Source organism: Catenulispora rubra (assembly GCF_015356825.1).
Lineage (GTDB): Bacteria > Actinomycetota > Actinomycetes > Streptomycetales > Catenulisporaceae > Catenulispora > Catenulispora rubra.
Genome location: NZ_JAACYW010000756.1, coordinates 1 through 433 on the forward strand (window position 1 = coordinate 1; position 433 = coordinate 433).

At 70.9% G+C, this 433-nt stretch carries 1 protein-coding gene; it reads right to left on the reverse strand.

Going from position 1 to position 433, the window contains the following annotated elements; genetic code table 11:
- The coding region (locus tag GWK61_RS58215; RefSeq protein ID WP_228564611.1) for a hypothetical protein at positions 1-255 on the reverse strand (255 nt) is incomplete at its 3' end.
- Between the last annotated feature and the right edge of the window lie 178 nt (positions 256-433).

Consider the following 433-nt stretch of genomic DNA (forward strand, 5'->3'; position numbering starts at 1 on the left):
GTGGTTGTGGTGTTGGGGCGGGTTGCGGCGGAGCTGGCGGAGGAGGTTGGCGGGGCCTTTGTCGAGTTGTTGCGGGTGAATGGGTTGGGGGCGGTTCCCTTCTTCGTGGTGGAGGAGGTTGGGGGCGGCGCGGGGCTCGGTGCGCAGGCGGAGATGCAGGACGGATCGCGGAATGGGGCGCGTAGCGAAGCCCAGAGCGTGGTGCTGGGCGTATCGCAGGACGCTGGTGATGCGCGGCAGCTCGGTGATGCGCAAGAGCCGGGCGGAGAGCAGCCGGGAGGTGGCTCAGAGCCGCGCGTAGGGCAGGGCGGAGAGCAGCCCGCAGGCGGATCAGAGCCGGATGTGGGGCAGGGCGTGGGGCAGGGCGGAGAGCAGCCCAGGGGCAGCTCAGAGATGGGCGCGGAGCTGAGTGTGGGGCAGGGCGGCCGTAGTT